This is a genomic window from Gymnodinialimonas sp., assembly GCF_059726805.1.
In genome coordinates this window covers 678,659-702,819 of the sequence record NZ_AP041059.1, presented here as the reverse complement: position 1 = coordinate 702,819, position 24,161 = coordinate 678,659, and the positions used below count along the sequence as shown (strand labels likewise).

Sequence of the window (24,161 nt, the reverse complement as noted above, 5' to 3'; positions counted from 1 at the left end):
TCGTTGCACGCGCCCCGCCTCTATCTGATGTCTCAGGTTAAAGGCGGGACGCTTTAGGCCTCCCTTTCATCTTGCCCGGAAAACTCCGGGGGAAAGCGCATCCAAAGGATGCGCGCGGGGGCAGAGCCCCCCAAACAAAAAAAGAATCCGCGCAAGCGGGCAATTTGCTAGGACTTACTCCGCCGCCAGGGGCACCCGGCCCGGCAGCGCGCCGATGACCCGGGACAGGACTTGGGCGACGATCTGCTTCATCGCCTCGAAATTCGAATTGGGCCGGATCATCCGCTCATTCATGTAAAGCCTGCGGTCGATCTCGATCTGAATGGCGTGGTGCCCTTTCGCAGGCCGCCCATAGCGATGGGTCACATAGGCCCCCGCGAACGGCGCATTGCGGCTGACGATCAGACCGGCATCAAGGAAGCCCTGTTCCAGCACATCGACAATCTCACTATCGGCCGAGGCCCCGAATCGGTCCCCCAGAACGATCTGCGGGCGCGGCGTGCCGGGGCGCGCAATGGCGTCCAGCGCCTCATGGGGCATGGAGTGGAAGTCGAGCAGAACCGCCTTGCCGAAATCCGCCTTGGCCGCCGCCATCAGGCGAGTCAGCTCGGTATGATAGGGCCGCCAGATCTGCTCGATCCGCGCCTCCGCCTCGGCCCGCGTCAGCTTGCCCCGGTAAATCGCGCGCCCGTTGGCCACGACCCGGGGCACCACGCCAAGGCCCGAATTGATCCGCGGCGTCTGCACGCCGCGCGCCACCCCGTCGACCACGCCGGGGTCCAATTCATCGGCGCCGCGGTTCAAATCAAGGTAGGCACGGGGCCATTCCGCCGCCAAAAGCGGCGCGCCCAAAGACGGCGCAGCGGTCACCAGACGGTCCATGAACGCATCCTCGGACGACCGGATAACCCGCTCATCCAGCACCGAGGCGGCCAGGAACGACGGCGCATAATACCGGCCCGAATGGGGCGAGGCGACGACGACGGCGCTGGTTGTCTCTGGCGGCAGTTCAAGGCGAAATGCGGGGTGCATGGGGGCTCCGAGCACAAAAGGATACCTAAGGTTATAGCTTGTTTTTTTGCAGGTCCAAAAGCCCTTGCGCGAGGGGGGGCAACCTTTTATACGCCCACTCACCCACGCGGTCCCCGCGCCATTGGTTACGCCGTCTGGCCAGCCAAAACGGTGCGATCCAACGGGGTGAAGGGCGATTAGCTCAGCGGTAGAGCACTTCGTTGACATCGAAGGGGTCACTGGTTCGATCCCAGTATCGCCCACCAGTCTGCATTTTTCCTGGAAAAATGTCAGATACCCGAGTTTCGACTTTCTGCAAGAAAGTCTGAAATCGGGAAAGACAACCGGTCCCAAGGGGCCACGATATTCACCGGGCGCCCCCAAGGCACCCAGACCGTAACCAGGCGCAGCTGACGCGCCGCGACGAAGGAGAGACCCATGAAGGTCAAGAACTCGCTCCGCTCGCTCAAGAACCGCCACCGCGATTGCCGCGTTGTGCGCCGTAAGGGCCGCGTCTACGTCATCAACAAGACGCAGCGCCGGTTCAAAGCCCGCCAGGGTTAATCCCCGGGGCTTAGGTCATCTGAGCGACCAGAATTTGAAAAAGCCGCCCTCACCGGGGCGGCTTTTTTCTTGGGGTGCGCGGACACCGGGGCCTCGGTCTTCAAGCCGGACCTTTCGACCAATCACGGCTGGGGCCCGGGCAACTGACCACCCGCCCTGAGTGCGCGGCTCAGCGGCCCTCGCGGCGCTGCAATTCCTGCAAGGTGTAGCGCTGCGCGATCGGGCCTGCGTCGCCCGGAATGAAATCCGGGTCCTGGCCCATGCATCCCAGCCCGCAGACCTGCGTCGCCACGGCACGGCGGTAGTCGATGTACCACAGCCGCCCGCCGGGCGTGGCGACGTAGCCGTTTACCTGCTCGGCGATGTCGCCGTTCATGTCGTCGGTACTCGGCACCTCGCTGTCGGCGGCGCGGTCAAAGCCCGCGTGGGTGTGGAAACTGGCCACGATCTCCACGAAACGGCTTTCGTCGGCGCGACTCAGACACCCCCAGGTATCGCCCCGGGTGACCTCGGTTGCGGTCAGACGGCCATCGGGCAAGCGCCCGATATAGCCGCAATACTCCAGGTTTTCGGCGAAGCTGCGCGGTTGCAATTGCAGCAGCACACCGCGTGCGGCGGCCAGCTCTGCCGCGTCCTGGGCCACGGTCGGGCTGGCCGTCAGGGGCAGCATGGCCGCCGCAAATGCGGCCATCAAAAGTGAGTATCTCAATCCACCAATCCATTTTGTTGCAGGATGCCACCGACGGTTTCCGCCAGCAGGCGCACCACGACAGCTTGGTTGAGATAGCCCGTCACGTCCATCCCCCGCGCTTGTTGGTAGCGCCGGATCGCCCGCCGGGTGCGATTGTTGAAGCGGCCATCGACGCGGCCGGGCTCCAGCCCCAGAACCGTCAGGCGCTGCTCGATCAACGACCGTGTGACCGGCGGCAGGTTCAACGCGGCCTCCTGGGCCTCCAGCTGCGCGATCTGCTGCGGCGTGAGACCCCCGCCGTTGCCGGTCAGCTGATCAATCCGGGCGCGGGCCTGCTGGCGAAACGCGCCGTTGGGGTTCTCGTTCAGGTAGGCGCGCAGGGCCTGCACCGTATCGGTGGTGCGGGCCACGTCCCATGCGGCGCGGTCGCGCGCCTCGGCTTCGGCGCGGGCGATCCGCTCGAACTCATCCAGGCGCGCTTCGGCCTGTTCCGCGAACAACCCGTCGGGGTAGCGGTCCAGATAGGCGCGCAGACCGTCTTCCGAGGCGCCCTGCCCGGTGACCTGCCAATAGGCCCGATCCGCGCGTTCCTGCGCCTCCTGCGCCTGGCGGGCGGCCTCTTCCAACTCTGCCGCGCGCACGGCGGCTTGCTGGCCCAGGGCGTTGACCTGCGGGCCGTCGAGATAGCCGGTCACCGTGAACCCGCGCGAGGCCTGCCAGCCGCGGATCGCATTGCGCGTGCCGGTGCCGAAGATCCCATCGATGCCTCGCGTGTCGTATTCCAGAATCGAAAGACTGCGCTGGATCTGCTGGCGCTGGTTGCGGTCCAGGCCCAGCGCCTCTTCCGCCGCGCGCGCGATGGCGGTGGGGTCATTTTCAAACGCATTCACCCGGGCGCGGGCATCGACCGAGAAGAAGCCATTGGGATAGCGGGCGAGGTAGGCGCGGTAGGCCCCCACGGTGTCCAATTCCAGCGCCGCGTTCCAAAGCGCGGTTTCATCAGCGCCCGGCTGGGTCGGGCTTGGGGGCTGGACCGGCGGCTGTTCGGGCGGTCGGGCGACTGTGGCCTGGGGCACGAAGGGCACGGTGGACGACAGGAACCCGAAGGCGCGCAAGTTGCCCGCTTGCGCCACGGCCTCGGTCATATCCGTGCCGGGGATCAACACATAGTTGGTCGCGAAAGCTGCGAGGTCATCGGGCGCCCCGGCCAGAACGGTCACGCCCTGGGGCGCATCGATGCGCCCGACACCGGCGCTGACGCCGGGTCCAAGCTCGATCCGGCGCCGCTCCAGCCCCAGCATGACGATGGAGCGCCCCGGCGCATTGGCCGCCACCTCCATCAGGACCGAAAGGCTGAGGCCGTCACCCCCGACCGTCGCCAGCGAGGGCTGGTTGGCCTGGCTGCCCAACAGCCAGCAGTCGGTGGTGGAGCGCGCAAAATGGCCGACGGCAGCGATCAGAATACGCTCTTCCTCGCCCGATTGCAGCAGACGCGAGAGCCCCTCGCGCAGGTCCGCGCCGTCGCCATCGGAAACGACGATGACGTTGAACCCGGCATCCAACAGCCGCGCGCGCAGGTTTTCCACCGGGCGCGCGTCGCGCAGGTTCTGGGCATGGGCGTAGCGGTCGTTGACCATCAGAAGGGCCGTATCGGCAAGGGCTGCCTGGGCCGTCAGGCCACTGAACAGCGCGGCGGCAACGGCAAGGGGGCGGAAGGACATCATTGAAAAGCTCCGAAACAGAATCGTTTATTGCCCCCAAGGCTTAGCACGGGAACGCCCGGTTAACGGATAACGAACCCCATTGGTGCGTCTGTCATGGGATGTCAGCTGCCCGCCCATCGGCAGGCCCTGGCCGATCACGGCCTTCTGTCGCGATTGTATCTGGAACCGCGCCCTGCGCGACCCCAGTTAATGAGCAGCGTCGTGCCTGTCCGCCCCTTAAAGGAGAGATCAATGCCCCGCGTCCCGCTTGCCGTCTTCCTGTCGCTTGGCCTTGGCGCGCTGGCGCCGACCACCCCAGCTGCCGCTCAGTTCGAGGCGCAAAGCGTGCAGTTCTTTCTGGCCGCCGATCAAAATGGTGACGAGCGCCTGACCCTGCCTGAGTTCCGCAGCTTCATCCAATACATGGCCGCCGCCGGTGCCCCGATGTCCCAGCGCATCCAGAACCTGGGCCTTTACCGCATCGCCTTTGGCCGCGTGGACGTGAACGGCGACGGCTTCGCCTGCCCGGAAGAATTGCGCGCCGCAGAGCGCCAGAATTAGTCGTAGCTGCGCTGATCGTCGATCACCTTGCCGTCGTTGGGAAGGCTGCCGGGGGCCACGATTTCCACGGTACCGCTGAGCTTCAGGGTGGCTTTCACCGCCTCGGCCAAGGCCGCGCCGTCCCCGCCCTCGCCCTCCATCTGCACCAGCATCACGTCGGCCTCGCCCTCACGCCGGGCTGTGACCCGCGCTTTCGCCATGCCGGTCTTGGCCACCAGGTCCGCCACCTGTTCGGGGCGCACGAACATGCCCTTGATCTTGGTGGTCTGATCAGCGCGCCCCATCCAGCCCTTGATGCGCTTGTTGGTCCGCCCGCAGGGGCTTTGGCCCGGCAGAATGGCGCTCAGATCGCCGGTGGCAAAGCGGATCAACGGATAGTCAGGGTTCAGCGAGGTCACCACGACCTCCCCCACTTCACCCTCGGCCACCGGATCGCCGGTGCCCACGCGCACGATTTCCACGATCACCCCTTCATCAAGGATCATCCCCTCCATCGCAGGGCTCTCGTAAGCGATATTGCCCAGGTCCGCCGTGGCATAGCATTGCAGGCAGGCAATGCCACGATCCGCATATTCCGCGCGCAAGGACGGGAACAGCGCCCCGCCCCCCACGGCGGCGCGCGTAAACGTCAGCGCCTCCCCCATCTCCTCAGCCTTGTCGAGGATCACCTTCAGGTAATCCGGCGTACCGGCATAGGCCGTGCAGCCAATGTCCTTGGCCGCGCGCACCTGAAGCTCTGTCTGGCCGACACCGGCGGGCAGCACCGTGGCCCCCACGGCCCGCGCGCCGCTTTCAAAGATCATCCCCGCCGGCGTCAGGTGGTAGCCGAAACAATTCTGCACGATGTCGCCCTTGCCAATCCCCACCGCATGCAGGAACCGCCCCATCCGCCACCAATCGTGGCTGATGCCGCCGGGCTCATAAATGGGCCCGGGGGATTGAAAGACATGGGCCACGTTTGACACCGCCATCCCCCCGAACGGAGGCGTCTCGGCCTGCCACGCCACAAGGTCCGACTTGCGCAACACCGGCAGATCCGCCAGCCCCGCCAGATCCTGCAGCGGTCCGGACACCAAACAGCTGTCCTGCGCCTCGGCCACCCTTTCCAACTGCGCATTCAGCGCCGCCAGTTGTTCAGCCCCGCGCTGATCGGCGCTGCGCGTTTCCAGAGCGTCGTAGTGACCTTGGCCTTTGTCCAGCATTCTCGCGCTCCTCTGCAATGTGCCGCGCGCGGCGGCTCAGTTAGCCAATGTTGTCAGTGGCTCGTCGGCCCTCACCACATGGGTGGTGATGGCAACCATGTCCGCGTCGCCCACGTTCGTCAGGCCGCCATGCACCTGGCCCTCGGGAAAATAAAGCGACGTGCCCACGGCAAATTCGATGACGTTGCCATTGGGCGCCTCGGCGGTAGCAGCCGTTATGACAACCGCATGTTCATCCCCGGGATGGGTGTGCAAGGGCACCGTAGCGCCGGGCGGCACCGTCAGCCGCGACACGATCACGACCATGTTTTCCGAGCCCGGAACCGCCTCGCGCCGGATCTCCTCGCGGGCGAGGTCCTGGGCCAGGGCCGGAAGCGTGGTTGCCGCGACAAGGGTCGCTGTCAAAATCCATCTCATGGGGTCGCCTTTCTCTGTTTGATTAGCTGAGCCAGCGCTTGCGGCGGCGGTATGACCGCACGTCGCGGAAGCTCTTGCGCCCGTCGTCGCTCATCCCGAGGTAGAATTCCTTCACATCGGGGTTCTCTCGCAGTTCTGCCGCCGGGCCGTCCATCACGACGCGCCCGCTTTCCAGGATGTAGCCGTAATGCGCAAACCGCAGCGCCACATTGGTGTTCTGCTCGGCCAACAGGAACGTCACGCCCTGCTCCTCATTCAACCGCTTCACGATGCCGAAAATCTGCTCCACCAACTGCGGCGCCAGACCCATGGAGGGCTCATCGAGCAGGATCGTCTCAGGCCGGGACATCAACGCGCGCCCAATCGCGCACATCTGCTGTTCGCCGCCACTGGTATAGCCCGCCAGGGACGTCCGCCGCTCTTTCAGGCGCGGGAAATACTCGTAAACCAGGTCCAGATCCGCCGCGACCGCCCCGCGCCCGTCCTTGCGCGTGTAGCTGCCGGTCAGCAGGTTTTCCTCCACCGTCAGATGCTCAAAACAATGGCGCCCCTCCATGACCTGTATGACACCCCGCTCCACCAGGTCCGAGGGGTTCAGGTCCTGGATCCGTTCACCCCGATATTCGATCGCGCCCTTGGTGACCTCGCCGCGCTCGGAATGCAGCAGGTTAGAAATCGCCTTCAACGTCGTCGTCTTGCCCGCGCCATTGCCCCCCAAAAGCGCGGTGATCCCGCCCTTGGGCACCTTCAACGACACGCCCTTCAGCACAAGGATCACATGGTTGTAGATCACCTCGATATTGTTGACCTCCAGAAGCGTTTCCACCCCCGCCTCGGTCCCCTGATCCAGCATCCCATTCACCTCTGATTAAGGTTAACGCGCGCGCCCGTCCGTTCAGCGCACCGCTCCCCTGCTTCATCTTGCCAAATACAACTCAATCCGGCGGCAACGACACGCGCTGCCGCCGGACAGTTCAGATCAGCTCTCGCCACACTGCGGCGTGATCCCGTTCTCCTCGGCGTATTGCGCCGAATCTTCCAGAATCAGGGGCTGCGTCACGGAATCATCAGGCGCGATGAAGTCGGTCAGCGTGACCCAGTTCTCTCCGTCCCACTGCTGCATGATCGCCATGCCAGTGCCGCCGTGGTCCTCGCAGGTCACTGCGAATTCCGGCCCGATGCCCGGCATGCCCAGCTCTTCCATGCGGGCGTTGGTGATCTCCAGCGCCTCCATACCGTCGCGCATCATCGAGGCGTCGATCTCGGCCACGCCGTGGATCTCCTGCGCAGTGGCGGCCGCTTCCGCCGCCAGCATCGCCGCATACATGCCGCGGGTATACAGCACGTTCCCGAGGTTGGACCCGTCGCCCGCGTTCAGGCCCGCGTCGATCACATGCTCCTGAATTTCTGCGAACACAGGCATGTCGCCCAGACGGTTCATGTTCAGCGAGCGGTAGCCCGCCGCATCCGCACCGGCGCTTTCAACATCGTGGTCGGCCCCAGCCCACCAGTTGCCGATGAAGTTCTCCATCGGGAAGCGCGTGTTGATGGCTTCCTGAATGGCGACCTGGTTCATCACACCCCAGCCCCACATCACGACATAATCGGGACGCTCGCGGCGGATCTGCAGCCACTGGTTGCCCTGCTCCTGGCCCGGATGGTCAACCGCCAGAAGGCTCAGCTCAAAGCCATATTGCGCGGCCAGTGTTTCCAGCGTGCGGATCGGCTCGCGGCCGTAAGCCGAGTTGTGATAGAGCAGCGCGATCGTCTGCCCCTCAAGGCTGCCGTCGTTCTCTTCCAGAAGCTGGTTGATGATCACCGAGGCCGCATCCCAGTAGTTGGCCGGGTAGTTGAAGGTATGGCTGAAGACATCGCCATTGGCAGCCGAGGTCCGGCCATAGCCCATCGTGTGAAGCGGGATGCCGTCCACGGTCGTGCGCGGGATCAACTGGTAAGTGATGCCGGTCGACAGCGGCTGATAGACCAGGGCACCTTCGCCGCGCGTGCTCTCATAGCATTCCACGCCGCGCTCGGTGTTGTAGGCCGTCTCACACTCCGGCACGCGGGTCATCACCCCGCCGATGCCGCCATCGCGCTGGTTCAGGAGCGTCATGTAATCCGCATAGCCATCGGCAAACGGGATGCCCCCAGCGGCGTAGGGTCCAGTCCGGTAGCTGAGCGACGGGAACACAAGGTCCGCCATCACGGGCGTGCCGGCCACCATCGCGCTTGTCAGCGCCAGGATTGTCAGTTTCTTCATCGGTTTATACCTCCCATGGTTTTCCGATTCTCTTCGGTGCCATCCCCCAAGGCAGGTGGGTTTCACCCACCCTACGGCCGCAGGGAATGTAGGGTGGGTGAAACCCACCAATGCGTCGGACCGTCCCTAGTGGGGGAACGGCCACAATCTCAATTTCTCCTTCGCCAGCGCCCAAAGCCGCGCCAGCCCGTGGGGCTCGACGATCAGAAAGAACATGATCAAGGCGCCGACGATGACGAACTCAAAATGCGTGGCCAAGGCGCTGTCCCAGCTGAGCGTTCCCGTCAGGAAGTTGCGCAAAACCACCGGCAGGATCACCATGAAGGCCGCGCCCGCGAAGCTGCCAAAGATGCTGCCAAGCCCGCCGATGATGATCATGAACAACACCAGGAAGCTCTTGGTGATCCCGTAGACCTCCCCCACTTCCACTGCGCCCAGATAGACCGTGAACAACAGCGCCCCCGCGATCCCCACATAGAAGGACGACACCGCAAAGGCCGTCAGCTTGGCCTTCATCGGGTTCACCCCGATGATCTCGGCGGCGATATCCATGTCGCGGATCGCCATCCACTGCCGCCCGACGCTGCCCCGCGTCAGGTTGCGCGCCACCCAGGCCAGCACGAAGACGAACAGGAAACAGAACAGATATTTCGCCCAGGCCTCTGCGTTCGGCCCGGTGACGGGGACATTGATGAAGTAGAAGAAGTTCCGCTCCGGCGCGCCGATCTGGCCCGAAGCCGAGTAATTGTAGAACCACGGCACCTTGTTGAACATCCACACCAGGAAGAACTGCGCCGCCAGCGTCGCCACCGCCAAATAGAACCCCTTGATCCTGAGCGATGGCAGGCCGAACGCCACCCCCACCATGGCCGTCATCACACCGCTCAGCAGTGTGATCGAAATCATGTCGAGGCCCGGGAACGCCGTCATCAGCTTGTAGGACGTATAGGCCCCGACCGCCATGAACCCGCCGGTGCCCAGGCTGACCTGCCCGCAATAGCCCGTCAGAATGTTCAGCCCGATGGCCGCAATCGCGTAGATCAGGAACGGGATCAGGATCGAGTTCGCCCAGTAGTCATTGATGATGAACGGGATCAGCACCGCGCCGATCAACAGGACCACATAGTAGCGATACCGATCAAACTTGATCGGGAACGTCTGGTTGTCCTCGGCATAGGTGGACGAAAAGTCGCCCGCTTCACGGTAGAACATCACGAAGCTCCTGTGCTGATCGCTGCAAGGGCGATGAACCCCGCAACGAGAATGAGGGTAAGCGCGGACGGGACGCCCGCCGCCACCGCCGTATCCTGACCGAACAGCGGGCTGGGACGCAGGACGGCGAACAGCCAGAACAGGGCAGCCGGGCCCATCACCGCGGCGCCGGTCAGCGCCCGCCCCCGCGCGCCGGGGCCGTCCTGCCGCAACCGGAAACCGAGCCGCGCGGCGACAACCGGGCTTGCCGCCAACGCCAGCAATCCAAGCCCCAACGCCCATTCCCTCGCGCCCTGGGCGTTTCCAATCATGGCGGCGGCGACAATGGTTCCGAAAATCAGCGCCGGAACGCAGAGCAGCAGCGCCGCCGTGATCACGAGGCCAACCACCCAGGGGCGCAGGCGGGGCGCAGGCATGGTCTCAAACCCGTTCAATGATCTTCTCCCCGAACAGGCCCTGGGGCCGGAACACCAGGAACAACAGCGCCAGCACATAGGCAAACCAGTTCTCCGTCGCGCCGCCGATCATCGGGCCGATGGCGAATTCGAACAGCGCCTCTCCGACGCCAATGATCAACCCGCCCACGATGGCGCCCGGGATGGAGGTGAAGCCCCCCAGCATCAGCACCGGCAGTGCCTTCAGCGCGATCAACGAAAGCGAGAACTGCACGCCAGACTTGCTCCCCCACATGATCCCCGCCACCAGTGCCACGATCCCCGCCAACGACCAGACCAGCACCCAGACGTAGTTCAACGAAATCCCGACGCTCAACGCCGCCTGGTGATCATCGGCCACCGCCCGCATCGCGCGCCCGTTCTTGGTGTATTGCGAATAGGCGATCAGCCCCATCACGAGGATCGCCGCAATCAGCGTCGCCGCCATATCCAGGTTGTCGATGAAGAACCCGTAGCCGAAAATCTCAAACGTCGTGATGTCGATCCAGTCGTTGATCCCCTGGGGCAGGCCGACGTCGAGGTTGCGGATCTCGCTCCCCCACATCAGGTCGCTCACGCCCTCCAGGAAATACGCCAGACCGATGGTGGCCATGAACAGGATGATCGGCTCCTGACCCACCAGGTGTTTGAACACGAACCGCTGCACCAGATAGGCGAAGGCGATCATCACCACGACGGTCAGCAGGATCGCCGCCAGCGCCGGGACCTCCCACCCGAAGTAATGGATGTCGGTCCCCAGAACCTCGTTGATCAGATGCGCAAACGGCACCCGACCGTCCTGAATGCCCACCAGCGTCATCGCCGCAAACAGGGCCATGACGCCCTGGGCATAATTGAAGATGCCCGACGCCTTGAAGATCAGCACGAACCCCAACGCCACCAGCGCATACATCACCCCGGTCATCAGCCCGTTGAGGATGACCTCCATGGCGAAAATCAGTTGTTCAGGCATGGGCGCCTCCCTTGTCAGATGCGCAGGCTGGGTATCGTTTCAGGTTCATTCGCTTGCAGCCTCCGGGTCACAGCCTGTGACGCCGCTGGGGGTCTCGCCGGGCAGGATGTCACGCATCTCCAGGCCAGCCACGTCACCGGCGTCGTCGTAATTGAGGGTCACGAGGATCGGCCGCCCCTCACTGGTGCAAAACCCGATCCGATTGCTCCGCCCCACCTGCTCCATCGGTTGGATGGTCCGGAACTGCGTCGCAAAACCGCCCACCACCAGGTTCGCCGCCCGCAACGCATCGTCAGGGGAGACTTCCCAGAATCCAATGCCGCAAGAAACCTCGGACCGGGGTCGAAACGCGTCGCGGTGCGCCGCAAACCCCACGGTTCGGTTCAGGCGGCCCTCGGGCGTCAGGGTCACGAAATTGCGCCCGAAGCTTTCTTCGATGTCACCGTCAGGATTGCCGTAGTCTTCCTGTTCTCCCAACATCTCGGGGGCAACATCGTCGATCCGCGATGGATCGCGGAAAATGACGAAATTGGCGCAGACACCCAGCCGGGTCGCAATCGTCTCATAGGTTGCGGCCACGGACGGCCCGCCCCCTGCAAGCACCGCAAGCATCCCGCCCACCATCATGGGCGCGCGCCCGGCGGCGATTGCCTGAAACGGGGATTTTGCGCGCACCCCCATCCTCAACTCTCCCGTACCGTTTCAAGGACCCTCAGGCCCACCGGCTCACGCACCCGGTCGATCTGCGCCTCGATCCTGGGCGCGCGCCAGGCGGTCGATTGCAGGGTCTGGGGCGCTACACCCTCCAGCCCGAGCGCGCCGTGAATGGCGCAGAACTGCGCAACCGCCTCGGGTGTCGTCGTCCCCATCTGCCAGTCGCGCAGCTCCGCCATCGGCGTCAGGCCGCGCGTCTGAAACTGGGCGAACAAATCCCCGGCCTGCGCCGAGGCCGATCTGGCCACACCCAGCCCGCACGCCACCGCCCTGTGCACGGCCTGTGTACGCGTTGTGTACAGCTTGTGACCGCCTGGTTCAGTCATGGGAGACCCCCAGATAGGCGTCGATCACTTCCTGATTGTTGCGCACCTCATCGGGCGTGCCGTCGCCGATCTTCTTGCCGTAATCCATCACCACGACGCGGTCGGACAGGTCCATCACCACGCCCATGTCATGCTCGATTAGCACAATCGTCGTGCCGAACTCGTCATTCACGTCGAGGATGAAGCGCGACATGTCCTCCTTCTCCTCCACGTTCATCCCCGCCATCGGCTCATCGAGCAGCAGGATCTGCGGCTCTGCCGCCAGGGCCCGCGCCAGCTCCACCCGCTTCTTCAACCCGTAAGGCAGGCGGCCCACGGGCGTCTTGCGGATCGCCTGGATCTCAAGGAAATCAATGATTTCCTCGGCCTTGGCCCGGTTCGCCACCTCTTCCGCCTCGGCCTTCCCCCACCAGAACGCCTGGCCAAAAAGACCCGTCTTCATGTGGTTGAGCCGCCCGGTCATGACGTTGTCCAAAACGCTCATGCCCTCAAACAACGCGATGTTCTGAAACGTCCGCGCGATGCCCTGCTGCGCCACCTGATAGGGCTTCATCGACGGCCTCTTGGCCCCGCGATAAAAGACGTCCCCCTCCTGCGGATGATAGAACCCCGAGATGACGTTCAGCATCGAGGATTTGCCCGCCCCATTGGGTCCGATGATCGCCCGGATCTCGCCCTCGCGCACATCGAACGAGATGTCCTTGATCGCCTCAACCCCCCCAAATCTAAGGGTAATTCCGCGCATCTCCATCACCACAGGGCCAATCTTGCGCCCGTCCGCGGTGGTATATCCGTCTGCCTGATCAAGCATCATTCACCCCTTTGCGCCAAACGGGATGGGGGGTGGGGCGTCATATGCGTTTTTTGCGTCGCAAAAAATCGTGCATGCGCGTATTTGCGAAGCAAACCCACCCCTCATTCCGCCGCCATCTGACCGGCACTGACCGAGACCGTTTCCGCATCAATGATCTGCAACGTCGCCGTGATCTTGCCCTTGCGGCCATCCTCGTAGGTCACTTCCGTCTCGGTGTATTGCTCGGTCTTGCCGCCGTATAACGCCTCCAACAGATCCGAGAATTTCTCTTCCACAATCCGCCGGCGCACCTTCCGCGTCCGGGTCATTTCCCCGTCGTCGGCGTCCAATTCCTTGTGCAGCACAAGGAACCGCGCGATCTGGCAATGGGACAGCATCGGGTCTTCCGCGACCGATCTGTTCACCGCCTCCACATGGCTCTTGAGCGAGGCCAAGACCTGCGGATGCGCAGTCAATTCCTGGTAGGAAGCATAGGCGATGTTGTTGCGCTCCGCCCAATTGCCCACGGCGCTCAGGTCGATGTTGATGAACGCCGTGCAGAATTCCCGCTCGTTCCCGAAGACGACCGCCTCCAGGATATCGGGGTAGAACTTCAGCTTGTTCTCCACGAACTTCGGCGCGAATAGCCCGCCGTGGGCCATCTTCCCTACGTCCTTGGCCCGGTCCAGAATCCGCAGATGCCCGGTGTCTTCCTCGATGAACCCCGCATCGCCCGTCGCGACCCAGCCCTCCGCATCCTTGGTCGACGCGGTGCTTTCGGGGTTCTTGAAATACTCCACAAAGGTGCCGGGGGAGCGGTAGAAGACCTCACCGTTGTCGCCGATCTTCAACTCCACCCCGGGTGAAGGCACGCCGACCGTGTCGGGCCGCACCTCGTGGTCGGGCTGCTGGGTGATGAAAACGCTGGCCTCGGTCTGCCCGTACAGCTGTTTCAGGTTGATCCCCAGGGCCCGGTAGAAATCGAAAATCTCCGGCCCAATCGCTTCCCCGGCGGTGTAGCCCACGCGGATGCGGCTCATGCCCAAGGTGTTTTTCAACGGCCCGATCACCAGCGCATTGTCTATCGCATAGGCCAGCTTCTCGCCGCCGCTCACGGGCTTGCCGTCCAGGATCTTCGGCCCGATTTCCTTGGCGCGCGCCATGGCGCGATCAAAGAGCCGCTTCTTGAAACGACCGGAATCCTCCATGCGGATCATCACGCTGGTCAAAAGCGTCTCGAACACGCGGGGCGGAGCGAAGAAATACGTGGGCCCAATCTCGCGCAGGTCGGTCATCATCGTGTCGGCGCTTTCGGGGCAGTTCACGCAGAACCCCGCCCAATAGGCCTGCCCGATGGAAAAGATGAAATCCCCCACCCAGGCCATCGGCAGATAGGCCAGCACCTCGTCCTCGGCCCGCAGTCCATCGAACTCGCAGGACGATTTGGAGGCCTCCATGATGTTGCGGTTCGACAGAACCACGCCTTTGGGCTTGCCCGTGGTGCCCGAGGTATAAAGCATCACGCAAGTGCTGTCGTAGGTCAGCTCGGCCTCGCGGGCCTGCAGTTCCGGCAACAGGCGCTGACGTGCGGCGCGGCCTTCCGCCTGCACATCGTCCAGCGCGTTCATCTTGGTGTGGTCGTATTTGCGCATCCCGCGCCGGTCCACGTAGATGATATGCTCGATCCCGTGCAGGGTCTCCTGCGCTTCGATCACCTTGTCGACCTGCTCCTGATCGCCCGCGATCACGAAACGCGCGCCGCAATGCTCCAGCACGTAAGTCATCTCTTCGCTGACCGCGTCCTGATATAGCGGCACCGGCACGGCGCCTGCCATTTCCACGGCAACCATGGACCAGTACAAAGCGGGCCGGTTGCGCCCGATGATGGCGACGTAATCGCCCCGCGCCAGCCCCAGCGCCAACAGGCCGATCGACAGCGCCTCGATCTCTTCCAGCGTCTGCGCCCAGGTCCAGCTTTGCCAGATCCCGTATTCCTTCTCGCGATAGGCATCGCGCGCGCCGTATTGGGCCGCGTTGCGACGCAGCAGCGCCGGCACGGATTGGGGCGCGCCCGCAGGCGGTGTGATATCGGCCAATCTATCCTCCCTATCGCCGACCCTCCCGGCCGACGTGCACCGCAGGCGCCCTCTTGGAACGAGGCGCTCTTCAGCCCGCCCACCGTGCCACACGAGAGTTGTTGGTCAAGCGTTACGTGACTTTTTCGCAATCCTTACGAATTGTAACAACGCCCGGACGGAGCTTGGCCTAAGCGATCCGGCCCGCTAGCCATGGGCCCATGGCACGCGATCGCACCACGACATCTTTTACCCGCGCAGGTCTCAACCTGATCCAGCAGGCGCTGTCGATCTATGACGCGGACCTGCGCCTGGCCGTGTGCAACCGCCCGTTTCAGGAGATGTTTGGCCTGCCCCCCCACCTCGTCACCCCCGGCGCGCGCTTTGACGAGACCATCGCCTACCTGGCGACCTCAGGCGAATACGGCCACATCGATGACCCCGAGGATTTCATCCGCACCCGCGTGGAACAGGCCCGCGCCTTTCAGCCCCATTACATGGAACGCACCCGCGCCAATGGCCGCACGATCTCGGTCGAAGGCTCGCCCCTGCCCGATGGCGGCTGGGTCACGGTCTACACCGACATCACCGCCACCAAACGGCAGGAGGCGCTCTTGCGCGCCCGCTCGGAAGAGCTGTCCGATCAGGTGCTGTCTCACGCCGAGGAACTCGCGCTGACCAACCGCCGGCTGGAGGCGACAATCAGCCAATTGCAGGAAGCCAAGGCCGCCCTTACCGAGATGGAGGCCCGCACCCGCCTGGTCACCGAAATGACCCCCGCCCATATCGGCCATGTCGATGCCGACGGTATCTACACCTTCACCAACCGCCGCCTGTCCTCGCTTCTGCCCGGGCGCGACAGCGACATCATCGGCCTCAGCTTTGATGAGGCTTTGGGCAAGGACACCGCCGCCCTTCTGCGCCCGACCCTGGCGCGCGCCAGCGCCGGAGAGCCTGCGGTTCTTGAGTTCTCCGAGCCGACGTCCGGCCGCCGCATCCGCACCGCCTTCACCCCGGACGACCACGCCGAGGGCGGCGTCTATCTGCTGTCCACCGATGTCACCGAAGAAACCCAGGCCCGCACCGCCCTGGAACAGACCCACAAGCGCGAGTTGACCGCGCAGTTGACCTCTGGCCTCGCCCATGATTTCGCCAACCTTCTGACCATCATCATGGGCCTTCAGGCCCGGCTGGAGAAACTGCCGCTGCCCCAGGGCGCGCATGAGCTGACGGGCGCCACCCGCATGGCGGTGCGCCGGGGCGGCCTGCTGCTGGACAAGATCGCCAACATGACAGGCGCGCGTGAAATCCACCCCGCCCCGGTCTTCGTCGACGATTTCCTCGCCAGCTTTCTCCCCCTGGCCGAGGCGGCCCTGCCCGATGGCGTCACCCTCAGGATCACCTGCGATATCCCCCATCCCGCCCTGATGCTGGACGCGGGCTCACTACAAGACGGCCTTCTGAACCTGGTGTTGAACGCCCGCGACGGGATCTCTGGAACCGGTGACATCACCTTGTCCTTGCGCGACGTGCAGGACACCTGGCTGGAAATCACCATCGATGACACCGGGCGCGGATTTTCCCAGGCCGCCTTGACGCAAGCCTTGAACCCCTTCTTCACGACCAAGGGGGATGAGGGCTCGGGCCTGGGCCTGACCATGGTCTACGACCTCGTGAAGCTTGCAGGCGGCACCATGCGCCTGTCCAACACCGAGCGGGGCGCACGCGTCACCCTGCGCCTGCCGCTTCGCCCGGCAACGGCCGACCCCCGCCCCCGCCTGATCCTGCTGGTCGATGACATGGCCGATATCCGCGCCCAGGTCCGCGATCTGCTGACCGACCTGGGCCACCAGGTGATCGAGGCCGCCACCGCGGAAGAGGCGCGGACCCTGGCCGATCTGCCCGGCCTCGATTGGGTGGTGTCCGACATCCATCTGGCAGAGGCCGACGGGGTCGCCCTTCTCACCGACATCGCCGCACGGCACCCGGTGCTCAAGCTCGCGCTGATGACATCGCTGCCCGCAAGCAACCCGCTTTTCGCCAAAGGCGCGGCCCGCTGGCCCGTCCTGCGCAAACCCCTCGACAGCGGCGCCCTCGCCCGCCTCCTTTCGACAGAGGTCACGCCATGACAGACGCCCCCCTCGTCACCATCCTGGACGATGAACCACAGATCCGCGCCATGCTCTCGGACGCGCTGCAAGACGCCGGATTACGCACCGCAACCTTCGCGCGCGCCACCGAGTTCGAAGCCGCCTTGCGCCACACCACGCCCGATGTCTGCCTTGTGGATCTTGGCCTGCCGGACCGTGACGGGTTGGCGGTCGTCCACCGCCTGGCGCTCGAATCCGGGGCCGCGATCATCATCATCTCGGGCCGCGCCCAGGTGCAGGACCGTGTGACGGGGCTAGAGCTGGGGGCTGACGACTACATCATCAAGCCGTTCGATCCGGCGGAGGTCATCGCCCGCGTCCGCGCCCGCCTGCGCAGCCCCAAGGCGCCCGACCGCGCCCAGAACACCGCGCGCTTCAACGGCTGGACCGCGCAGTTCGACAGCTACACCCTGACCGATGCCGAGGGGGTCGAGACCCCGTTTTCCCATGCCGAGGGCGAGGTCCTGCGCCTGTTCCTGAACGCCCCCAAGCGGCTGATTTCGCGCCAACACATGCAGGAAAGCCTGGGTGGCGCGGCGGGCGACAGCTTTGACCGCGCCATGGACGTGCGCATCTCGCGCCTGCGCACGAAACTGGGCGAGGATCCCAAAAACCCGCGCCTGATCAAGACGATCTACGGCGCGGGTTATATCTTTCTGGGCGATGTCACCTGGTCCTAGCGTCTTTGGCGGGGACCCGCGTCAATCCGCGATCACACGCGCCTCGGCCAGAACACCTTCCAATTGCGCCAGCATATCCGCCAGAGCCTGGCGATTCTCGCCCTCGGGCAATTCCTTCATCGCGTCCTCAAACGCCTCGACCACGTATTTCTCGCCGTCGATGGCATGCTCCAGCGCGTCGTCATCGATCTCGTCGAACATGGCGCGCAGCGAGACGACGGCGGTATTCACCGTGCTCATCAGTGAGCCATCGGTGTCTGGCGTGCCACCGGCGGCCACGATGATCGCGGCCAATTGCGCCGCGTGCTCTTTGTGGGTCGCCTGCAGCTTCTGAAGGATTGCTAGAACCTCAGGCTCGGCCTCCGCCACCATCTTCTCATACCCAGCAAGGGCATCCACGGTGCGGGTCAACGGCTTTTGAATGATCTCGGCATCAACCGACGTGTCTGTGCTTTCCATCGGGGTGACGGGCGTAATCGGGGCGGCGGGCGTGGCCATGGGGGACCTCCTGTGGGTTGAGTTAAACGTTCAAAGGGTCAACCCGCGTGCACGCCCGATGGTTCCCATGCACCGGCGCGAATGCTAGCGTCCCACCATCACCAGGCCGGAGCATGCGCCAATGACACACCTTTGGGTCCGCGCGGAAGAACGCGCCAATGAACGGCGCGTGGGCGTCACCCCGGCAGGCGTGGCGCAGCTTCTGGCCAGCGGCATGGAGGTGACGGTCGAAGACAGCCCCACGCGCATCCTCCCCATCCACAGCTACCGCCAGGCCGGCGCGCAGATCGCGCCCCCCGGGTCGTGGCGAGACGCGCCCGGGGACGCCGTGATCTTCGGCCTCAAGGAACTGCCCGAAGACACCGGCCCCCTGCGCCACCGCCACATCCTTTTCGGCCATGCCTTCAAGGGCCAGGCCGACGGGCAGCACCTGCTGGAGCGTTTCCAACACGGCGGCGGCGCGCTCTATGATCTGGAATACCTGGTCGACGACAGCCAGCGCCGCGTCGCGGCTTTCGGCTACTGGGCGGGCTTTGTCGGCGCCGCGCTTAGCCTATCCGCCTGGGCCGCGCAGCACGGCCCGGACCCGATGGCGGCCGTGACCAGCTGGCCCAATCAAGCCACCCTCGTCGAAGAAATCCAGGCGCAGCTCACCGCCGCCAAGGCGCCCTTGCCCACCGCTCTGATCATCGGCGCCCTGGGCCGCACCGGCACGGGGGCCACAGCGCTTCTCACCGCGCTCGACATCGCCCCCACCGCCTGGGATATGGCCGAGACCGCCCACCGCGGCCCGTTCCCGCAGGTCCTGGCCCATGACATCTTCTTCAACTGCATCCTCGCGATGGACGGCGTCCCCGTCTTCGTCCCCGCTTCGGCCAAAACCGCCCCCCGCGCCCTGCGGGTCATCGGCGATATCGCTTGCGATCCTTCTTCGGACTTCTCGCCGATCAAGGTCTACGACCGCGTCACCAGTTGGGCCGCGCCCGTTCTCCGCGTCGCCCAAACCCCGCCGCTCGACGTCATGGCCATCGACAACCTGCCGTCCTTGCTGCCGCTTGAAAGCTCCGAGGATTTCGCCGCGCAACTGCTCCCCCACCTTCTGACCCTGCCGCAATTCACCCACGGCGTCTGGGCCCGCGCCCACACCACCTACCAACAGGCGCTCGCCCCCCTCTAACCCTTTCCCCGTTCTAAAAATATCCCGGGGGTATGCGATCTTTTCCCTCGGAAAAGACGCAAAGGGGGCAGCGCCCCCTTCCGCACGCGGCCCCAAGCACCCCTGCCAGATACAATGCACCGGGCCGAGCGCCCGCAGGGCGCGAGGCCCCCCGGCGACGCCGAAGGCGGCGCAAACCCTAAAGCAGGTCCTCTTCCTGCCCCGCCACATCCAGATCCAGCGCCTCTGCGCCCGCCTCCAGATGATCGGCAAAGTGGGGGCTGCCGAACAGGTAGTCTGCCGTCGGCGCGGAGGCCTCCTGCTGCGCCATCGCCAGCGCCTCGTCAAATTCCTCGGGCTCGTAACTGCCGCGCCCGATCCAGAAGATCGCGACCAGTTCGGCCTGCTCTTCCTCGGGCAATCGCTCGATAAACCCGCGCAACTCGCCTTCGGCGCGGCCCATCTCTCGGCCCATCAAGATCACATGGGCGACGGCCCGCGTAGAGATTTCCATATCCCGCTCCTTCCGGTTTCTGCCCTCAGCAAACCAGAAGCAACACGCCCGCGCTTTGACTCAGGACAAGCTCAGCGGCGGAAGAACAGCCGCTCGTAAAGCCCTGTCGGCAGGAACCGCGACAGGCGGAACACCAGGCTGAAGCCCCAGGGGAAATCGCGCTGGAAATCATCGGTACACATATGCTCGAACATGATCTGCGCGGCGGCATCGGGCTCCATGATGAAGGGCATGTCGAACTCGTTCTGGTCGGTCAGACGGGTCTTGATGAAACCCGGGTTGACCAATTGCACTTCCACATCCGTGTGCCGCAGATCGCCGTGCATCGATTCCGCAAGCGCCATCAGCCCGGCTTTGGAGGCCGAGTACCCGATCGCGCCGGGCAGGCCCCGGTAGGCCGAGAGGCTGCCGGTCAGCACGATGTGGCCCGCGTTGCGCTCGACCATCGGCGCGATCACCTGGCCGACGACGCGCGCGGCGCCCGTCAGGTTGATGTCGAACATCTGCTCGACCTTGTCGGCATCCCATTCCTGCGCCTTCATCGGCGTGTAGACGCCCGCCAGGAACACCACGCCGTCGACCTCGCCCACCTGCGCGGCAGCGGCCTCGACCGAGGCGCGGTCACCGATGTCCATCGCCACCACCTCGGCGGGCGCGGGCAGCTCGGCGGCCAGGGCCTGCAGCTTGTCCTCGGACCGCGCCGACAGGACCAGTTTCACGCCGGACCGGCTCATGATCTGGGCCAGGCTGCGCCCCAAGCCCTCAGACGCCCCGACTAACCAATACCGCTTTCCCGCCCAATCCCGCATCAAGTGTCCTTTCAAATCCTGCCCCTCGGGGGCCGCTTTTCTGTCCCCCGGCAGGGGGGTAAATCCTAACAGCGCCATGGCGCCTAATTTCAGCACGCAGGGCACCCCTGCATATAGATAGCTCAGAAGTGCAATCGCCTGGTCCGGCGACGCCTCTCCTGCGCGAAACCCTGCCGCTTCCAGGGCCGGAAGTAGCGTGATTGCCGCAATCGCCAACGTGGCCTTGGACACAAACGCCCACAGGCCGAAGGCTTCACCCGCGTCGGGGGCCACCTGTTCCATTCTTGCGGCAAAGGCAGCGGGCAGCAACGCGAAATCTGCGCCGAGCGCGAAGCCGGTGACGATGCACACCAGCGCAAAGGCCAGCGTATCCCCGGGCCCCAGCGCCAGCGCGCCCAGAAACCCCACGATCGCCAGTGTCATCGCGGCAAACAGCATTCGGCGGCTGCCGTGGCGCGCGGCCAGCCTGCTCCAGATCGGGGCCGAGACGGCGGCCATGATGAAGAACAGGATCAGGAAGGCCCCGGCCCCGTCACCCGCCATCAGCACGCTTTCGACGTAGAACAGGAACAGGGTCGAGGAGACCGCCACCGGTGCCGCATTCAAAAGCGCGATCAACAACAGCCGTCGCGCCAGCGGATCCCGCAGGACCGGCCCGAAGCCCCCGGACTGAAGCGCCGCGCCGCCGCCCCATTCGCCCCGCATCAACCAGACGGCCAGCGCGGTCAGCACCACAAACGACACCGCGAACCCGGCGAACCCCAGCACGAAGGGCGCGATGGATGCCACGCAGACCCCCAAAAGCGCCCCCGTCTCGCGCCAGGCGGCCAGCTTCAGGTGCCCGCCCGGCACGCGCGCGGCTGCCGTCACCCCCTCGGAATACATCGCGATGGTCAGGAACGAGAAGGCCGAGAACAGGCCGATCATCGTCAAGGTGAACCACACCAACGGCGGCAGCGGCGGCGCCACGGCGAACAGGCCGATCATCGACGCCGCGATCACGCCGCAGCCCACCAAAACGGCCCCGCCCCGCGCCGCCCGCAGCCGTCCCACCAGCCAACCCAGCACCGGGTCCTGCACCACATCGAACAGGCGCAAGCCGAACAGCACCGCCGCCAGCGCAGTCAGGCTCACCCCATAGGTGTCGACGTAGAATTTCGGCGCGTGGATATAGATGGGCAAGCCCGCGCTCGCCAGCATCGCCGCGAAAACGGCATAGCCGGGCAGCGACGGCGCTTTTCTCACCGAGAGACTTCTTCCGCAGGCGGCTCGGGCCGGGTGCGATAGGACGCGCCTTTCCACCACAGTTTCAGCGCCTGCCAGTGGATCAACGTCAGCACCCGGCGCGAGCCCAACGGGCGTCGCAGCGCCGCGCGCAGGATCGACCCATTGGTCAATTGCGCGCGCGCGCCCGTCAGCGTCGCCAGCACGCCTTCGTTGCCGGTGGTGAACTCGATCCAGATGCCGACCCGGTCGGGCCGGATATCAAAGCGGAACGTATAGCCGCCCTTGATCGGCTGGAACGGTGAGACGTGGAAGATCTTCGTGGCCGTCAGCGTGTCTTCGCGGGAAATCACCCGCTGATCATGGTGCGCGCAAAGGTACGAATGCCGGTCGCCGAACGTGTTGGAAACCTCTGCGATCACCGCGCGCAGGCGGTTCTGGCGGTCATAGGCCAGCCAGAACGACACCGGGTTGAACACATGGCCCAGGACCCGAGGCTGCGCCAGAAGCATCAACTTGCCATCGGTCACGCCCGCCAGCCCATGGGCTTGCAGAACCTCCCGCGCCCAGGGCGCGCCCGCGCCATCCTTGGGCGCGCCGCCGTGGTCGCTGTCTTGCAAAGAGAACAGCCCACCCCGGTTGCGCCCGAAGAACGCAGGGCCGCGCGCAGGCGCTTCCGCGTCCAGCATCACGTAATCAATGCCATAGGTGAACGCATTCTCCACCGCGCCGCGCCGCCCGTGGAACGTCTGTCCCTGGATATGATCGACGCTGCCGCTCATGCCACCAGCGCGCTGGTGGTCCGAGCTTTCAGCCCCGCAACCACATCCATGGCCGAGGCGTAGCCATCCTCGTGGAACCCGTTTTTCATCCAGGCGCCACAGAACCACGTGGCGTTCTCGCCGTTCATCTGGGCGATGGTCTTTTGTGCCGCCAAGGCGGGCAGATCGTAAACCGGGTGCCGGAAGGTGGCCGTGTCGTAGATCAGCTTATCATCGATGGGGGCCCGGCTGTTGAGCGTCACGAACATCGGGTCAGCCTCGGGGATCGGTTGCAGGCAATTCATCCAGTAGGTCAGGTCAATCGGCCCGCCGGTGAAGCCCGGCCGCTCGGTGTAATTCCAGCTGCTCCAAGTGGCGCGACGCTGCGGCATGGCGCGCGCATCGGCGTGCAGCACCATTTCGTTGGGCTGATAGCGCACGGCCCCCAGCGCGGCCTTCTCGGCGGTCGAGGGATCGGCCAGCATCGCCAGCGTGTCGTCGGAATGGGTGGCGAAGACGACCTCGTCAAAGTTTTCCCAGTGGCCCTCTTGCTGGATCTGCACACCGCCCGCGTCGCGCTTCACGGCCTGCACGCCGTTGCCCAGGCGAATATCCACGCCCCGCGCCCGCATCGCGGCCTCCAGCCGCTTCACATATTCAATCGAGCCGCCCTGCACCGTGTACCATTGGTGCTGCCCGGTGGCGGCCAGCAGATGGTGATTGCGGAAAAAGCGCACCAGGGCCTGCGCCGGGAAATCCATGATTTCTTCTTTCGGCGTCGACCAGATCGCGCCCGAGACGGGCGTCAGGTAATAGTCCCGAAACCACGGCCCCATGTTCATCTGGTCCATCAACTGGCCCAGGGTCACGGTGCTGTCGGTGGCCACGGTCTCGGCCTTGGCGTTGAAGCGCATCAGGTCCCGCACCATGCGCAGGAACCCGGGGCGCGCCAGGTTGGCGGGCTGAGCAAACAGCGCGCGCAGGTTGCGCAACCCGTATTCGATCTGCCCCCCGCCGATGGAGGCCGCAAAGGACATGTCCGACAGGGCCGTCGGCACGTCCAACTCGTCAAACAGGCGGCAGAGGTTGGGGTAATTCACGTGGTTGAACACGATAAACCCCGTGTCCACGGGCTGATCGCCGTTCTTTCCGGCCACGATGGTGCGGGCATGGCCGCCCAATCGGCCCTCGGCCTCGATCAGTGTCACCTGGTTGTCGGTAGACAGATGGTAGGCCGCAGCCATCCCCGAAATTCCTGCGCCGATGACGGCGATCTTCTTGGGTCCCTGAACGGGCGTCTCAAACGGCATAATATCCCCTGCGCACATCGCGATTGTTCAAGGGATATACGGTCCGGGCCCGGAAGAGGATCAAAGAAACCCCCCGCTGCGCCAATCATTTCACGTGAAATCGTTTCTGATCTCATGTAAAAG

At 64.7% G+C, this 24,161-nt stretch carries 24 protein-coding genes, 1 tRNA gene and 1 pseudogene; 6 read left to right on the top strand and 20 right to left on the bottom strand.

Features of this window, described 5'->3' with window-relative positions; translation table 11 throughout:
* Nucleotides 1-174: 174 nt before the first annotated feature.
* The gene (locus AC6I9R_RS03535) at nt 175-1,032 is read right to left on the bottom strand and encodes an N-formylglutamate amidohydrolase (RefSeq protein ID WP_461429190.1); all 858 of its coding nucleotides are present in this window, start codon (nt 1,030-1,032) and stop codon (nt 175-177) included.
* A gap of 170 nt (nt 1,033-1,202) precedes the next feature.
* Between AC6I9R_RS03535 and AC6I9R_RS03530 the strand changes: the two genes are divergently transcribed.
* Together AC6I9R_RS03530 and ykgO are read left to right on the top strand one after the other, a co-directional pair.
* A tRNA-Val gene (locus AC6I9R_RS03530) sits at nt 1,203-1,277 on the top strand.
* A gap of 172 nt (nt 1,278-1,449) precedes the next feature.
* Nucleotides 1,450-1,575, top strand: coding sequence for a type B 50S ribosomal protein L36 (gene ykgO / locus AC6I9R_RS03525; RefSeq protein WP_008562923.1), 126 nt, complete (start codon nt 1,450-1,452; stop codon nt 1,573-1,575).
* A gap of 169 nt (nt 1,576-1,744) precedes the next feature.
* Here the strand turns inward: ykgO and AC6I9R_RS03520 are convergent, their stop codons facing one another.
* Both AC6I9R_RS03520 and AC6I9R_RS03515 read right to left on the bottom strand, forming a co-directional pair.
* Nucleotides 1,745-2,266: a DUF4329 domain-containing protein gene (locus AC6I9R_RS03520; protein WP_461429189.1), complete on the bottom strand. Its 522-nt coding sequence runs from the start codon at nt 2,264-2,266 to the stop codon at nt 1,745-1,747.
* 14 nt (nt 2,267-2,280) lie between these two features.
* Nucleotides 2,281-3,987 carry a peptidoglycan-binding domain-containing protein gene (locus AC6I9R_RS03515; protein ID WP_461429188.1) on the bottom strand — a complete coding sequence of 569 codons (1,707 nt, stop codon included), beginning with the start codon at nt 3,985-3,987 and terminating at the stop codon, nt 2,281-2,283.
* A 234-nt stretch (nt 3,988-4,221) separates the two neighbouring features.
* On the opposite strand from AC6I9R_RS03515, the gene AC6I9R_RS03510 reads away from it, so the two are divergent.
* The gene (locus tag AC6I9R_RS03510) at nt 4,222-4,530 is read left to right on the top strand and encodes an EF-hand domain-containing protein (protein ID WP_461429187.1); all 309 of its coding nucleotides are present in this window, start codon (nt 4,222-4,224) and stop codon (nt 4,528-4,530) included.
* Here the strand turns inward: AC6I9R_RS03510 and AC6I9R_RS03505 are convergent.
* From AC6I9R_RS03505 to AC6I9R_RS03455, 11 genes are all read right to left on the bottom strand, one after another.
* Entirely contained in the window at nt 4,527-5,732 is a 1,206-nt protein-coding gene (locus AC6I9R_RS03505; RefSeq protein WP_461429186.1) for a phenylacetate--CoA ligase family protein, read from the bottom strand. The genes AC6I9R_RS03510 and AC6I9R_RS03505 overlap by 4 nt on opposite strands.
* 36 nt (nt 5,733-5,768) lie before the next feature.
* Nucleotides 5,769-6,149 (bottom strand): cupin domain-containing protein, encoded by a 381-nt coding sequence (locus AC6I9R_RS03500; protein WP_461429185.1) that lies wholly within the window; start codon nt 6,147-6,149, stop codon nt 5,769-5,771.
* Between the two features lie 22 nt (nt 6,150-6,171).
* Nucleotides 6,172-7,002 (bottom strand): ABC transporter ATP-binding protein, encoded by an 831-nt coding sequence (locus tag AC6I9R_RS03495; protein WP_461429184.1) that lies wholly within the window; start codon nt 7,000-7,002, stop codon nt 6,172-6,174.
* A 126-nt stretch (nt 7,003-7,128) separates the two neighbouring features.
* Nucleotides 7,129-8,409, bottom strand: coding sequence for an ABC transporter substrate-binding protein (locus AC6I9R_RS03490; protein WP_461429183.1), 1,281 nt, complete (start codon nt 8,407-8,409; stop codon nt 7,129-7,131).
* Between the two features lie 126 nt (nt 8,410-8,535).
* Nucleotides 8,536-9,621 (bottom strand): branched-chain amino acid ABC transporter permease, encoded by a 1,086-nt coding sequence (locus tag AC6I9R_RS03485; protein ID WP_461429182.1) that lies wholly within the window; start codon nt 9,619-9,621, stop codon nt 8,536-8,538.
* The gene (locus tag AC6I9R_RS03480) at nt 9,621-10,037 is read right to left on the bottom strand and encodes a hypothetical protein (RefSeq protein ID WP_461429181.1); all 417 of its coding nucleotides are present in this window, start codon (nt 10,035-10,037) and stop codon (nt 9,621-9,623) included. Before AC6I9R_RS03480 ends, AC6I9R_RS03485 begins: the two co-directional genes overlap by 1 nt.
* A gap of 4 nt (nt 10,038-10,041) precedes the next feature.
* Nucleotides 10,042-11,028: a branched-chain amino acid ABC transporter permease gene (locus tag AC6I9R_RS03475; RefSeq protein ID WP_461429180.1), complete on the bottom strand. Its 987-nt coding sequence runs from the start codon at nt 11,026-11,028 to the stop codon at nt 10,042-10,044.
* Nucleotides 11,029-11,073: 45 nt separating this feature from the next.
* Nucleotides 11,074-11,709, bottom strand: a complete 636-nt coding sequence (locus tag AC6I9R_RS03470) for a hypothetical protein (protein ID WP_461429179.1) — start codon at nt 11,707-11,709, stop codon at nt 11,074-11,076.
* A gap of 2 nt (nt 11,710-11,711) precedes the next feature.
* A complete protein-coding gene (locus tag AC6I9R_RS03465) occupies nt 11,712-12,068 on the bottom strand; it encodes a hypothetical protein (RefSeq protein ID WP_461429178.1) in 357 nt (118 codons plus the stop codon).
* Nucleotides 12,061-12,879: an ABC transporter ATP-binding protein gene (locus tag AC6I9R_RS03460; RefSeq protein ID WP_461429177.1), complete on the bottom strand. Its 819-nt coding sequence runs from the start codon at nt 12,877-12,879 to the stop codon at nt 12,061-12,063. The genes AC6I9R_RS03465 and AC6I9R_RS03460 overlap by 8 nt, the downstream gene beginning before the upstream one ends.
* Before the next feature lie 104 nt (nt 12,880-12,983).
* The gene (locus AC6I9R_RS03455; protein WP_461429176.1) at nt 12,984-14,957 is read right to left on the bottom strand and encodes an AMP-binding protein; all 1,974 of its coding nucleotides are present in this window, start codon (nt 14,955-14,957) and stop codon (nt 12,984-12,986) included.
* A gap of 200 nt (nt 14,958-15,157) precedes the next feature.
* Here AC6I9R_RS03455 and AC6I9R_RS03450 point away from each other — a divergent pair, with 200 nt between their 5' ends.
* Nucleotides 15,158-17,065, top strand: a complete 1,908-nt coding sequence (locus AC6I9R_RS03450; RefSeq protein ID WP_461429175.1) for a PAS-domain containing protein — start codon at nt 15,158-15,160, stop codon at nt 17,063-17,065.
* A complete protein-coding gene (locus AC6I9R_RS03445) occupies nt 17,062-17,766 on the top strand; it encodes a response regulator transcription factor (RefSeq protein ID WP_461429174.1) in 705 nt (234 codons plus the stop codon). The genes AC6I9R_RS03450 and AC6I9R_RS03445 overlap by 4 nt, the downstream gene beginning before the upstream one ends.
* A gap of 21 nt (nt 17,767-17,787) precedes the next feature.
* Here AC6I9R_RS03445 and AC6I9R_RS03440 read toward each other — a convergent pair whose 3' ends face one another.
* The gene (locus AC6I9R_RS03440; protein WP_461429173.1) at nt 17,788-18,264 is read right to left on the bottom strand and encodes a DUF2383 domain-containing protein; all 477 of its coding nucleotides are present in this window, start codon (nt 18,262-18,264) and stop codon (nt 17,788-17,790) included.
* A gap of 121 nt (nt 18,265-18,385) precedes the next feature.
* Here AC6I9R_RS03440 and AC6I9R_RS03435 point away from each other — a divergent pair, with 121 nt between their 5' ends.
* On the top strand, nt 18,386-19,441 hold the full coding sequence (locus tag AC6I9R_RS03435; protein WP_461429172.1) for a saccharopine dehydrogenase: 1,056 nt from the start codon (nt 18,386-18,388) through the stop codon (nt 19,439-19,441).
* Nucleotides 19,442-19,619: 178 nt separating this feature from the next.
* Here the strand turns inward: AC6I9R_RS03435 and AC6I9R_RS03430 are convergent, their stop codons facing one another.
* From AC6I9R_RS03430 to AC6I9R_RS03410, 5 genes and pseudogenes are all read right to left on the bottom strand, one after another.
* Nucleotides 19,620-19,934: a DUF3775 domain-containing protein gene (locus tag AC6I9R_RS03430; protein ID WP_461429171.1), complete on the bottom strand. Its 315-nt coding sequence runs from the start codon at nt 19,932-19,934 to the stop codon at nt 19,620-19,622.
* A 71-nt stretch (nt 19,935-20,005) separates the two neighbouring features.
* The gene (locus tag AC6I9R_RS03425; protein WP_461429215.1) at nt 20,006-20,743 is read right to left on the bottom strand and encodes an SDR family NAD(P)-dependent oxidoreductase; all 738 of its coding nucleotides are present in this window, start codon (nt 20,741-20,743) and stop codon (nt 20,006-20,008) included.
* Between the two features lie 51 nt (nt 20,744-20,794).
* Nucleotides 20,795-21,988 (bottom strand): annotated as a pseudogene (locus AC6I9R_RS03420) (MFS transporter); the annotation flags it as partial.
* Entirely contained in the window at nt 21,985-22,749 is a 765-nt protein-coding gene (locus tag AC6I9R_RS03415; RefSeq protein ID WP_461429170.1) for a DUF1365 domain-containing protein, read from the bottom strand. The gene AC6I9R_RS03415 and the pseudogene AC6I9R_RS03420, both read right to left, overlap by 4 nt.
* Nucleotides 22,746-24,038 carry an NAD(P)/FAD-dependent oxidoreductase gene (locus tag AC6I9R_RS03410; protein ID WP_461429169.1) on the bottom strand — a complete coding sequence of 431 codons (1,293 nt, stop codon included), beginning with the start codon at nt 24,036-24,038 and terminating at the stop codon, nt 22,746-22,748. The genes AC6I9R_RS03415 and AC6I9R_RS03410 overlap by 4 nt, the downstream gene beginning before the upstream one ends.
* Nucleotides 24,039-24,161: the final 123 nt, after the last annotated feature.

What these genes read in the sequence shown, in the direction of transcription:
- AC6I9R_RS03500 (WP_461429185.1), bottom strand. Translation starts at nt 6,149, where the DNA reads ATGAGATGGATTTTGACAGCGACCCTTGTCGCGGCAACCACGCTTCCG.
- AC6I9R_RS03495 (WP_461429184.1), bottom strand. Translation starts at nt 7,002, where the DNA reads ATGCTGGATCAGGGGACCGAGGCGGGGGTGGAAACGCTTCTGGAGGTC.
- AC6I9R_RS03535 (WP_461429190.1), bottom strand. Translation starts at nt 1,032, where the DNA reads ATGCACCCCGCATTTCGCCTTGAACTGCCGCCAGAGACAACCAGCGCC.
- AC6I9R_RS03425 (WP_461429215.1), bottom strand. Translation starts at nt 20,743, where the DNA reads ATGCGGGATTGGGCGGGAAAGCGGTATTGGTTAGTCGGGGCGTCTGAG.
- AC6I9R_RS03520 (WP_461429189.1), bottom strand. Translation starts at nt 2,266, where the DNA reads ATGGCCGCATTTGCGGCGGCCATGCTGCCCCTGACGGCCAGCCCGACC.
- AC6I9R_RS03465 (WP_461429178.1), bottom strand. Translation starts at nt 12,068, where the DNA reads ATGACTGAACCAGGCGGTCACAAGCTGTACACAACGCGTACACAGGCC.
- AC6I9R_RS03430 (WP_461429171.1), bottom strand. Translation starts at nt 19,934, where the DNA reads ATGGAAATCTCTACGCGGGCCGTCGCCCATGTGATCTTGATGGGCCGA.
- AC6I9R_RS03485 (WP_461429182.1), bottom strand. Translation starts at nt 9,621, where the DNA reads ATGTTCTACCGTGAAGCGGGCGACTTTTCGTCCACCTATGCCGAGGAC.
- AC6I9R_RS03480 (WP_461429181.1), bottom strand. Translation starts at nt 10,037, where the DNA reads ATGCCTGCGCCCCGCCTGCGCCCCTGGGTGGTTGGCCTCGTGATCACG.
- AC6I9R_RS03450 (WP_461429175.1), top strand. Translation starts at nt 15,158, where the DNA reads ATGGCACGCGATCGCACCACGACATCTTTTACCCGCGCAGGTCTCAAC.
- AC6I9R_RS03410 (WP_461429169.1), bottom strand. Translation starts at nt 24,038, where the DNA reads ATGCCGTTTGAGACGCCCGTTCAGGGACCCAAGAAGATCGCCGTCATC.
- AC6I9R_RS03435 (WP_461429172.1), top strand. Translation starts at nt 18,386, where the DNA reads ATGACACACCTTTGGGTCCGCGCGGAAGAACGCGCCAATGAACGGCGC.
- AC6I9R_RS03440 (WP_461429173.1), bottom strand. Translation starts at nt 18,264, where the DNA reads ATGGCCACGCCCGCCGCCCCGATTACGCCCGTCACCCCGATGGAAAGC.
- AC6I9R_RS03470 (WP_461429179.1), bottom strand. Translation starts at nt 11,709, where the DNA reads ATGGGGGTGCGCGCAAAATCCCCGTTTCAGGCAATCGCCGCCGGGCGC.
- AC6I9R_RS03475 (WP_461429180.1), bottom strand. Translation starts at nt 11,028, where the DNA reads ATGCCTGAACAACTGATTTTCGCCATGGAGGTCATCCTCAACGGGCTG.
- ykgO (WP_008562923.1), top strand. Translation starts at nt 1,450, where the DNA reads ATGAAGGTCAAGAACTCGCTCCGCTCGCTCAAGAACCGCCACCGCGAT.
- AC6I9R_RS03515 (WP_461429188.1), bottom strand. Translation starts at nt 3,987, where the DNA reads ATGTCCTTCCGCCCCCTTGCCGTTGCCGCCGCGCTGTTCAGTGGCCTG.
- AC6I9R_RS03505 (WP_461429186.1), bottom strand. Translation starts at nt 5,732, where the DNA reads ATGCTGGACAAAGGCCAAGGTCACTACGACGCTCTGGAAACGCGCAGC.
- AC6I9R_RS03445 (WP_461429174.1), top strand. Translation starts at nt 17,062, where the DNA reads ATGACAGACGCCCCCCTCGTCACCATCCTGGACGATGAACCACAGATC.
- AC6I9R_RS03460 (WP_461429177.1), bottom strand. Translation starts at nt 12,879, where the DNA reads ATGCTTGATCAGGCAGACGGATATACCACCGCGGACGGGCGCAAGATT.
- AC6I9R_RS03510 (WP_461429187.1), top strand. Translation starts at nt 4,222, where the DNA reads ATGCCCCGCGTCCCGCTTGCCGTCTTCCTGTCGCTTGGCCTTGGCGCG.
- AC6I9R_RS03490 (WP_461429183.1), bottom strand. Translation starts at nt 8,409, where the DNA reads ATGAAGAAACTGACAATCCTGGCGCTGACAAGCGCGATGGTGGCCGGC.
- AC6I9R_RS03415 (WP_461429170.1), bottom strand. Translation starts at nt 22,749, where the DNA reads ATGAGCGGCAGCGTCGATCATATCCAGGGACAGACGTTCCACGGGCGG.